Below are 6,729 nucleotides of genomic sequence, written 5' to 3'. Positions count from 1 at the left end.
GCCTCGGAGCGAGGGGGGACGGGCAGCGGGGGGCGGAGAAGGCGGTACGGACTTGGGCACGGGCTTCGGAGCCTCCGGGAAATCCCATTCGAGCGGCGCGCCAGCGGCCACGGGCGGAGGCGGCGCACCGTCCTCGTCCTCCAGGGCCACGGCTTCCACGATGTCCAGCGGCTCGCCCCGGGCCCGCGCCAGCGCGGCGTCCAGGTCGTCCGAAGCCGCCACGAAGACGCGCATCTGCTTGCGGAGCTGGAAGCGCAGCTCGTCCACGAGCGTCACGTCCGCCGGGTCATCCACCGCGACGAGGATGCGCTCGCTGCGGCCTTCCACTTCCATCCGGAACGGCACGATGCGGTGCTCGGACTGGAAGTCCACGGACACCAAACCCACGACGTTCGCCGGAATCTCCTCCGGCAGCTCCACGAAGGGAAGCGCGTGCTGGGCGGACAGGGCCTGCGCGATGTGCGTGGGCGTGCACAGCCCCTGCGCCACCAGCACCTCACCCAGGCGCTGACTGCCGAATGCGCCCCGACGTCCCAATGCCACGCGGACCTGCTCCTCCGTCACGACGCCGGCCTCGACGAGCAGCTCACCAATCTTCTTGCGCATGGGGGACTACCGCTTGACCTTCGCGAGGTACTCCTCGCGGCTGAACACGCCCTTCTCGATGAGCAACTCCACCATCGCCTTGAGGGCGGCGACTTCCTTGCGCTGCACTTCCTCCACGTTGCGAAGCAGCTCCGCCGGGCTGCCGGAGGCCGCAGCGGGACGGGCGGCGGGAGCCTCGGGCGCAGGGGCGGGACGGGACGGGGCCGGAGCGGCGCGCGGCGCGGTCGCCACGGCCGCCGGGTCCAGGTCCTTGAGGTTCTTCACCACCGTGCGGCCCTGGGCGTCCACCACCTTGAAGTTGGTGTCCGCGTCCTCCAGCTCGTGGTTCTGCTCGTAGATGCGCGCGAAGGCCCGGGCAATGGAGGTCCGGCCCGCCACGTTGGGGATGATGCGGCACTTGGTGATGGCGCGCAGTTCGTCCAGCATGCGCACGTTGAGCGGATCCGACATCGCCACCACCAGCGACTTGCCGTCATCCCGCACCTGCAGCGGCAGCACGGAGAAGTCCCGCGCCGTCTGGGCCGGAATCTTCGCCTTCACGTGCGGCTGCACCATCTGCACCGCATCCAGGTTCACCGCCGGCATTCCCAGTTGCTTGGACAGGGCGCGCACCAGGATGTCCTCGGAGACGAGGCTCATCCTGACCAGGATTTCGCCCAGCTTGCCGCCCCACTTCGCCTGTTCGGCGAGCGCGGCCTTCAGCTGGCTCTCCTGAAGCACGTTCGCCTTGATCAGCAATTCACCAAGCTTGATCTGTGCCATGTCGTGGCGCGCACTCTAGACTGTCTCGGCAGCGTGCGCCCCTTCTTCCGCGCCTGCTCGGTCAGGAACCCGGTGCCAGGGGCGCGGACGACCCGGAGGCGGGCGCCCCGGCGGGCAGCTCCCGGCCGGCTTCATCGACCTCCACCACCCGGGCTCCCTCGGGGGGGACCAACTCGTAGAGTGTGAGGTCCGGTCGCGCGTTGAGTTTGATCTGCTGGTAACGGACCTGGAGCTTCGTCTTCGCCTGCTTCGCCTCCAGCGACACCCGGCCCGGGAAGATGAGCCCGCCCTGCTCCAGGAAGTCCTCGAAGCCCAGGTCGTACCCCGGGATGCCCCGCACCTGACTCTTCATGATGCGCAGGTACTTGGTGTGGACGTCGAGAACCTGCGTCGCCGGGCCCCGGTGGAGCGTCAGCACGTAGACGCCCTTCTTGCGGTCCAGCTCCAGCGTCATCCGCTCCGGGGGGATGAGCGGCACCTGCCCGAGCATGATGGGCACCAGTTCCTCGCCCGGCAGCATGACCGGCAGGAAGCGGGACACGTTGGCGGGGCTGGCGGGGCCCTGGTACCAGGTGTTCGTATCCGCCTGATACAGCCCGAAGCGCTGTCCGTCGGACACCAGGGAGGCGAGCGGCCTGTTGAAGAAGTCGAACGTCTCCAGGTGCAGCATGGCCGGCCGGGTGACGGCGACGAACATGCTCAGCGTGCCGCTCTGGTCGGGCAACTCGGCGCGCAGCTTCGCGTCCCCCTCCAGCGTGACGACGTTCTCCTGGTTCTTCACGACGCGCTGATAGACGGTGTCCGCATCCGTGAGCTCGCCCTCGGGGCCGAACTCGATTCGCTTGGGACAGCCAGAACAGAGCACTACCAGGAAGATTGCGACGGCTGCGCGGTTCATATGGCCTAGTCTGGGCCATGCCGCCCTGCCCGGTCACCCACCAATGAGCCTGAACGACATCCTCCATTACCTCCGCCTGGGTGGCGTCACCCTCGCCATGCTCATCTTCGCCTCGGTCGCGGCGCTGATTGTCGCCGTCGAGCGCATCATCGTGCTCTGGGGCGTGGGCGAGCGTTCACGCGCCTTGGGTGAGACAGTGAACAAACACCTGCTGCGCGGGGACGTCGCCGCGGCCCGCACCGCCGCCGAGCGCTCCGACGCGGTGGCCGCCGACATCTTCCTGGCCGGGTTCGACCGGATGGAGCGCAGCCGCACCGCCGGGGGCGCTGGCATCGAGGCCGCCGTGGAGCGCGAGCGCGCCCAGGTGGCCCTCAAGCTGCGCCGCTACCTGTGGATCCTGGCCACCATCGGCTCGATTACGCCCTTCGTGGGCCTCTTCGGCACCGTCGCCGGCATCATGCGCTCCTTCAAGGACCTGGGCCTGGACGTGGAAGCGGGCGGCACCGGCGGCAGCTCGGCGGTGATGACGGGCATCTCCGAGGCCCTGGTCGCCACCGCGGTGGGCATCCTGGTCGCCGTGCAGGCGATGGTCTTCTACAACTACTTCCAGGCCCGCCTGTCCCGCGTGCTGGTGGAGCTGCGCTTGATTGGCGACGAGTTCGTCGAGCTGCTCAAGGAGCGGGCCGCCGGCCTGCCGCCGTCCGAGCCCATGCCGCCCGAACCGCAGGCCACCCCCGCCACGCGCACGGACGCACAGCCCGCCTAGGCCGGAGGAGAACGCACCATGGGCATGGGAAAGACTCCGGGCAGCGACGACGGCTCCGAGGATGGCGTCTTCGCTGAAATCAACATCACCCCGCTCACCGACATCTTCCTGGTGCTGCTCATCATCTTCATGGTGACCAGCTCCGTCATCGTGCAGCAGGGGCCAGGCGGCGGCGCCAAGGCCGGCCTCAAGGTGAACCTGCCCAAGGGCGGCGCCGCGGACGTCACCGCGCGCACCACGGACCTGTCGGTGGCGGTGCTCGCGGACGGGCGCTTCATGCTGGCCGGCAACGTCGTCTCCCAGGACGAACTGCAGCAGGCCTTCGACGACGCCAGGCAGAAGGACGAGGAGACGGTGGTCATCGTCCAGGCCGACGAGGGCGTGCCCCACGGCACCGTGGTGCAGGTGATGGAGTTGGCCAAGAAGGCCGGGCTCGCGCAGCTGGCCATCGGCGTTCGCGAAGGCGAATAAGCAACGCCTCTCCGCTGGAAACACGAAGGCCACCCAGGGCAGCGAGCCCGGGTGGCCTTGATGCTTCAGGCGCCCCGCGTTTCAGCGGGGCGCGGGCTCAGACGGACGCGAAGGCGGCGTCCGAGATGTCCATGGGCGAGGTGTCCTCGATGGTGAGCATCTTCGCCGCCTGCTCCACGTTGGGCAGCACGTTCCGCGCGTACCAGAGGGCGCTGTACTTCTTGCCCTCGTAGAAGGCGTGGTCCGGGTGGTCGGCGGACACGGAGCCCTTCGCCTTCTCCGCGATGAGGGCCGCGTCCAGCAGCAGCCAGCCCACGGCGACCTCGGACATCATGTTGAGGAAGCGGTTGGCGGACAGCGGAATCAGCGGGAACTTGCTGCCGTCCTGCGACCAGCCGAACACCACCATGGCGCTGGCCATCAGGGCCTCCTGCGCCGCGGCCAGGGACTTCACGGCCTCGCCGTAGACGGCGTGCTCGCGGTGGGCCTCGATGAAGGAGCCCACGTCGCCCATGAACTGCTGGAAGTGCATGCCACCCGCCTGGCCCATCTTCCGGCCCACCAGGTCCATGGCCTGGATGTGGGTGGTGCCCTCGTAGATGGAGAAGATCTTCGAATCGCGGGTGTACTGCTCCACCGGGTAGTCCTGGATGTAGCCGGCGCCGCCGTAGATCTGGATGGCCTGCGCGCACAGGCGGAACGCCTGCTCGGAGCTGTAGGCCTTCACCAACGGGGTGAGCAGCTCCACCTGGCCCTTGTGGTAGGTGGCCGCGTCGTCGTCCTTGCCGGCCAGCTGGCGCGCCTTGTCCAGGTGCATGGCCAGCTTGATGATCAGCGAGCGGATGCCCTCCACGTGCGCCTTGATGTCCAGCAGCATGCGGCGGACGTCCGGGTGCTCGATGATGGACGCGCGGGGCGCGGTGGGGTCCTTCCACTTGGTGAAGTGGGAGCCCTGCTTGCGGTCCTTCGCGTAGTCCAGCGCGTTGTAGTACGCGGCGGACGCCAGACCGATGCCCTGGATGCCCACGGCGATGCGCGCGCCGTTCATCATCTTGAACATCTGGCTCATGCCGACGTGCTCGACGGTGCCCACGAGCTCGCCGACACAGTTGTCGCTCTCACCAAAGTTGATGACACAGGTGGCCGAGCCGTTGATGCCCATCTTGTGCTCGATGGAGCCCACGCCCACGTCGTTGGCCTGGCCCGAGCTGCCGTCCGCGTTGATGCGTAGCTTGGGGACGATGAACAGCGACAGGCCCTTGGTGCCCGGCGACGCGCCGTCAATGCGCGCGAGCACGAGGTGGATGATGTTCTCCGCCATGTCGTGGTCGCCGCCGGAGATGAAGATCTTCGTCCCGCGGATGTTGTAGGTGCCGTCACCGTTGCGACGGGCCGTCGACTTGGCCGCGCCCACGTCGGAGCCGGCGTGCGGCTCGGTGAGGCACATGGTGCCGCCCCACGTGCCGTTGAGCATGCGCTCCACGAACTGTTTCTGCTGCGCGGGCGTGCCACACTCCGCGACAACTTCCGCCGCGCCGAAGGCCAGGCCGGGGTACATGTTGAACGCCGAGTTGGCGCCCGACAGCAGCTCCTCCACCGTCACCTGGAGCATCATCGGCGAGCCCTGGCCGCCGTGCTCCGGGCTCACGCCCACCGTCTTGAAGCCCTGCTCGTAGAGCTTCTTCCACGCGTCCTTGAAGCCCGTCGGCGTGAAGACGGCGCCGTTCTCCACCCGGCAGCCCTCCCGGTCACCCACCGAGTTGAGGGGCCCGAGCACCTCGCGCGCGAAGCGGTACGTCTCCGACAGCACCGCCTTCGCTTCGTCCGGACCCCAGGCATCGAACGGCGCCTGGCCGGCCACCTGGCCGAAGCCGAACTGCTCGAACAGCGTGAAGAAGATCTCTCGAAGGTCGGTCTTGTAGGTGTTGATCCCGGCGGACATGGCCACTCCTGCGTGACGGCTCGCTGCCCGCCCTCGGTGAAAAAGGATGAGGTCAGCGGCGCGTTGAGACGCAGGAAGTGTGGCGGCGACTGATTTTTGAGTCAACCCCGAATGACACCTCGCGTTGAGGGGCGGTCAGAACCGCCCCTCGAGGCGTGGTGCGCCTGCCTACTTCTTCGCCTTCTTGGCGGAGGGAAGCGTGGCGGTCTTGGCCGCCGGCTTTTCCCTGGGAACCGTCTTCTTGGAGGTGACGCCCTCGCGGCGCTCGTCCGCCTCCTCGCCCTCCTCGCTGGGAGCAGAGGCGCTGGTGGCGGAGGCGGGCGCTGCGGCGTTGCTCAGGCTCTCCCGAGGCACCTCCACCACGATGGGGGACTGGCCGGAGCGCTGCCGGTTCTCGTCCTCCAGCGAATAGAAGAGCTGGATCTGCGAGGAGCCCTTCATCAGCAGTTCGCCCTTCTGGTTCTCCGCCCAGAGGTCGATTTCGACAAAGTAGCGGCCCCCGGAGCCATGCCGGTCGCTCACGCGGCCCTTGCAGACGACGGTGTCACCCGGCCACACCATCTTGATGAAGCGCACGTTGTAGCGCCGCATCTGCCCGCCCCGGGCCCAGTCACTGATGAGCTGGCCGAGCATGCCCATGACGAGCATGCCGGGCGCGTAGACGCTCGGCATGCCCACGCTCTTGGCGTAGAGCTCGTCCACGTGGACCGGGTTGAAGTCGCCGGATGCACCGGCGTAGCGCGACAGCTGGACGCGGTCGACGGGCGCCTTGGCCAGCGCGGGCAGCTCGTCCCCGACGCGGATGGCTTCGAAGTACAACTTGCGCGCGGGCATCACGGGGTCTCCTTGGCGGCGCGGACCACCAGCGTCCGGCGGGCGCGGAACACGAGGTTGCCTTCCTCGTCACGGCCTTCGTCCTCGATGACCGCGATGTCCATCTTCCCGGACATGCCCGGCCGCTCGAAGACGTCGGAGACGCGCGTGGAGACGTAGATGCGGTCCCCGGCGAAGATGGGCCGCTCGTAGTCGAAGCCCTGCTCCGCGTGGAGCAGGCTCTTGATGCCCACGCCCAGCAGCTCCCGCAGGTCCGCCGCCGAGTGGAAAGACGCGGGGAACGTGGGGGGCGCGATGATGGTGGGGTATCCCGACGCCCGGGCGTACTCCTCATCGTAGTAGATGGGGTTGTAGTCCCCGATGGCCTCCGCGAACCGACGGATGGCGCCCTTTTCGACCTCGTTCAGCGTCGGCGGCGAGGCGCGGCCGATCGCGTTCTTGTCCAGCATT

General features: G+C 68.1%; 7 protein-coding genes and 1 pseudogene. 2 read left to right on the top strand and 6 right to left on the bottom strand.

Annotated elements, in window-relative coordinates:
• From F8M74_RS29645 to F8M74_RS29635, 3 genes and pseudogenes are all read right to left on the bottom strand, one after another.
• A pseudogene (locus F8M74_RS29645) lies at positions 1 to 606 on the bottom strand (hypothetical protein); the annotation flags it as partial.
• A gap of 6 nt (positions 607 to 612) precedes the next feature.
• Complete coding sequence (locus F8M74_RS29640) at positions 613 to 1,368, bottom strand: general secretion pathway protein GspE (protein WP_163884619.1); 756 nt, start codon at positions 1,366 to 1,368, stop codon at positions 613 to 615.
• Between the two features lie 61 nt (positions 1,369 to 1,429).
• On the bottom strand, positions 1,430 to 2,266 hold the full coding sequence (locus F8M74_RS29635) for a DUF4292 domain-containing protein (RefSeq protein ID WP_141258845.1): 837 nt from the start codon (positions 2,264 to 2,266) through the stop codon (positions 1,430 to 1,432).
• Between the two features lie 43 nt (positions 2,267 to 2,309).
• Here F8M74_RS29635 and F8M74_RS29630 point away from each other — a divergent pair, with 43 nt between their 5' ends.
• On the top strand, positions 2,310 to 3,032 hold the full coding sequence (locus F8M74_RS29630) for a MotA/TolQ/ExbB proton channel family protein (protein ID WP_141258844.1): 723 nt from the start codon (positions 2,310 to 2,312) through the stop codon (positions 3,030 to 3,032).
• A gap of 18 nt (positions 3,033 to 3,050) precedes the next feature.
• The gene (locus F8M74_RS29625) at positions 3,051 to 3,503 is read left to right on the top strand and encodes a biopolymer transporter ExbD (RefSeq protein ID WP_011554662.1); all 453 of its coding nucleotides are present in this window, start codon (positions 3,051 to 3,053) and stop codon (positions 3,501 to 3,503) included.
• Positions 3,504 to 3,600: 97 nt separating this feature from the next.
• Here F8M74_RS29625 and F8M74_RS29620 read toward each other — a convergent pair whose 3' ends face one another.
• The 3 genes from F8M74_RS29620 to F8M74_RS29610 all read right to left on the bottom strand — a co-directional run bounded on the left by F8M74_RS29620 (position 3,601) and on the right by F8M74_RS29610 (position 6,728).
• On the bottom strand, positions 3,601 to 5,445 hold the full coding sequence (locus F8M74_RS29620) for an acyl-CoA dehydrogenase (protein ID WP_141258843.1): 1,845 nt from the start codon (positions 5,443 to 5,445) through the stop codon (positions 3,601 to 3,603).
• 168 nt (positions 5,446 to 5,613) lie between these two features.
• Complete coding sequence (locus tag F8M74_RS29615; protein ID WP_141258842.1) at positions 5,614 to 6,279, bottom strand: MaoC family dehydratase; 666 nt, start codon at positions 6,277 to 6,279, stop codon at positions 5,614 to 5,616.
• Positions 6,279 to 6,728, bottom strand: a complete 450-nt coding sequence (locus F8M74_RS29610) for a MaoC family dehydratase N-terminal domain-containing protein (RefSeq protein WP_002636736.1) — start codon at positions 6,726 to 6,728, stop codon at positions 6,279 to 6,281. Before F8M74_RS29610 ends, F8M74_RS29615 begins: the two co-directional genes overlap by 1 nt.
• Between the last annotated feature and the right edge of the window lies 1 nt (position 6,729).

Source organism: Myxococcus sp. CA023, assembly GCF_010998615.1.
In the GTDB taxonomy this organism is placed as follows: domain Bacteria; phylum Myxococcota; class Myxococcia; order Myxococcales; family Myxococcaceae; genus Myxococcus.
The sequence above is the reverse complement of the archived record's forward strand: the minus strand, read 5'-3'. Positions and strand labels throughout refer to the sequence as shown.

Coding starts and splice junctions, on each gene's coding strand:
- F8M74_RS29640 (WP_163884619.1), bottom strand. CDS start 1,368: ATGGCACAGATCAAGCTTGGTGAATTGCTGATCAAGGCGAACGTGCTT.
- F8M74_RS29625 (WP_011554662.1), top strand. CDS start 3,051: ATGGGCATGGGAAAGACTCCGGGCAGCGACGACGGCTCCGAGGATGGC.
- F8M74_RS29635 (WP_141258845.1), bottom strand. CDS start 2,266: ATGAACCGCGCAGCCGTCGCAATCTTCCTGGTAGTGCTCTGTTCTGGC.
- F8M74_RS29620 (WP_141258843.1), bottom strand. CDS start 5,445: ATGTCCGCCGGGATCAACACCTACAAGACCGACCTTCGAGAGATCTTC.
- F8M74_RS29630 (WP_141258844.1), top strand. CDS start 2,310: ATGAGCCTGAACGACATCCTCCATTACCTCCGCCTGGGTGGCGTCACC.
- F8M74_RS29610 (WP_002636736.1), bottom strand. CDS start 6,728: ATGCTGGACAAGAACGCGATCGGCCGCGCCTCGCCGCCGACGCTGAAC.
- F8M74_RS29615 (WP_141258842.1), bottom strand. CDS start 6,279: ATGCCCGCGCGCAAGTTGTACTTCGAAGCCATCCGCGTCGGGGACGAG.